Source organism: Mycobacterium helveticum (assembly GCF_007714205.1).
GTDB classification, from domain to species: domain Bacteria; phylum Actinomycetota; class Actinomycetes; order Mycobacteriales; family Mycobacteriaceae; genus Mycobacterium; species Mycobacterium helveticum.
This window is the reverse complement of sequence record NZ_VMQU01000258.1, coordinates 1-2,057: the sequence shown is the minus strand read 5'-3', so window position 1 is coordinate 2,057 and position 2,057 is coordinate 1. Positions and strand designations below refer to the sequence as shown.

Sequence of the window (2,057 nt, the reverse complement as noted above, 5' to 3'; positions counted from 1 at the left end):
CCCCCGACGCCACCGAACCCCCCGCGCCCGATGCCGAGCCGGAGCCGGCCGAAGAGGTCGACCCCGCCACCGCGCTCAAGGCGGAATTGCGCAGCAAGCCCGGTGACTGGTACGTCATCCACTCCTATGCCGGATACGAGAACAAGGTCAAAGCCAACCTGGAAACCAGGGTGCAGAACCTCGACGTCGGCGACTACATCTTCCAGGTGGAGGTTCCCACCGAAGAGGTCACCGAGATCAAGAACGGCCAGCGCAAGCAGGTCAACCGCAAGGTGCTGCCCGGCTACATCCTGGTGCGCATGGATCTGACCGACGACTCGTGGGCCGCGGTGCGCAACACCCCCGGGGTGACCGGGTTCGTCGGCGCGACCTCGCGCCCGTCGGCTCTCACCCTCGACGATGTCGTGAAGTTCCTGTTGCCGCGCGGGGCGGCGAAGAAGCCCGCCAAGGGTGCGGCCAGTACCGCCGCCGTCGCCGCGACCGGTGGTCTGGAACGTCCGGTCGTCGAGGTCGACTACGAGGTCGGCGAATCGGTGACGGTCATGGACGGGCCGTTTGCCACGTTGCCGGCCACGATCAACGAGGTCAACGCCGAACAGCAGAAGCTCAAGGTGCTGGTGTCGATCTTCGGCCGGGAAACGCCGGTGGAATTGGCGTTCGGCCAAGTCTCCAAGATCTAGCCGGCGCACCGGCTGCACAACCCAGGAAGGAACACCCACATCTCATGGCCCCGAAGAAGAAAGTCGCCGGGCTGATCAAGCTGCAGATCCAGGCCGGGCAGGCGAACCCGGCCCCGCCGGTCGGGCCGGCACTCGGCCAGCACGGCGTCAACATCATGGAGTTCTGCAAGGCCTACAACGCGGCCACGGAAAACCAGCGCGGCCAGGTCATCCCCGTGGAGATCACCGTCTACGAGGACCGCAGCTTCACCTTCGCGCTCAAGACGCCGCCCGCCGCCAAGCTGCTGCTCAAGGCCGCCGGCGTGGGCAAGGGCTCGGCGGAGCCGCACAAGACCAAGGTCGCCAAGGTCAGCTGGGACCAGGTCCGCGAGATCGCCGAGACCAAGAAGACCGACCTCAACGCCAACGACATCGACGCGGCCGCCAAGATCATCGCCGGCACCGCTCGGTCGATGGGCATCACCGTCGAATAGCGGGACTGCCCGTGGGAGGGCCAGCTTCGGCCCGCGTGAAAACCACAACCAACCACGAGATTGGATATCTGATGAGCAAGAACAGCAAGGCATATCGCGCCGCCGCGGAGAAGGTGGACCGCGACAACCTGTACAGCCCGCTGGAGGCCGCCAAGCTCGCGAAGGAGACGTCGTCGAGCAAGCAGGACGCGACCGTCGAGGTCGCGATCCGGCTCGGCGTCGACCCACGCAAGGCCGACCAGATGGTCCGCGGCACCGTCAACCTGCCGCACGGCACCGGCAAGACCGCCCGGGTCGCGGTGTTCGCGGTCGGTGAGAAAGCCGAACAGGCGCAGGCCGCCGGGGCCGACGTCGTCGGCAGCGACGACCTGATCGAGAAGATCCAGGGCGGCTGGCTGGAATTCGACGCCGCGATCGCGACGCCGGACCAGATGGCCAAGGTCGGCCGCATCGCCCGGGTGCTGGGCCCGCGCGGCCTGATGCCGAACCCCAAGACGGGCACCGTCACCCCCGACGTCGCCAAGGCGGTCGCCGACATCAAGGGCGGCAAGATCAACTTCCGGGTGGACAAGCAGGCCAACCTGCACTTCGTCATCGGCAAGGCGTCGTTCGACGAGAAGAGCCTCGCCGAGAACTACGGGGCGGCTCTCGACGAGGTGCTGCGACTCAAGCCGTCCGCGTCCAAGGGCCGGTACCTGAAGAAGATCACCGTCTCGACGACGACCGGCCCGGGCATCCCCGTCGACCCGTCGATCACCCGCAACTTCGCCGAGGCCTGAGTTTCCTGCGCGAGCAGTCGCAAAAGCCCCCCCCCCCCCCCGCGGGGGGGGGGGTTGGGGGGGGGGGCCGCGGCGGCGCCCCCCCGGAGGGGGGGGGGGGGGGCGCGCGGGGGGGGGCGGTGGGG

At 68.4% G+C, this 2,057-nt stretch carries 3 protein-coding genes; all 3 read left to right on the top strand.

What is annotated here, in order from left to right:
• A partial coding sequence (gene nusG / locus FPZ47_RS27280; protein ID WP_145039766.1) for a transcription termination/antitermination protein NusG occupies window positions 1-680 on the top strand: 680 nt, incomplete at its 5' end.
• A gap of 44 nt (window positions 681-724) precedes the next feature.
• Window positions 725-1,153 (top strand): 50S ribosomal protein L11, encoded by a 429-nt coding sequence (rplK, locus tag FPZ47_RS27275; protein WP_144957357.1) that lies wholly within the window; start codon window positions 725-727, stop codon window positions 1,151-1,153.
• A gap of 71 nt (window positions 1,154-1,224) precedes the next feature.
• Window positions 1,225-1,932 carry a 50S ribosomal protein L1 gene (gene rplA / locus FPZ47_RS27270; RefSeq protein ID WP_144957354.1) on the top strand — a complete coding sequence of 236 codons (708 nt, stop codon included), beginning with the start codon at window positions 1,225-1,227 and terminating at the stop codon, window positions 1,930-1,932.
• Window positions 1,933-2,057 lie beyond the last annotated feature (125 nt).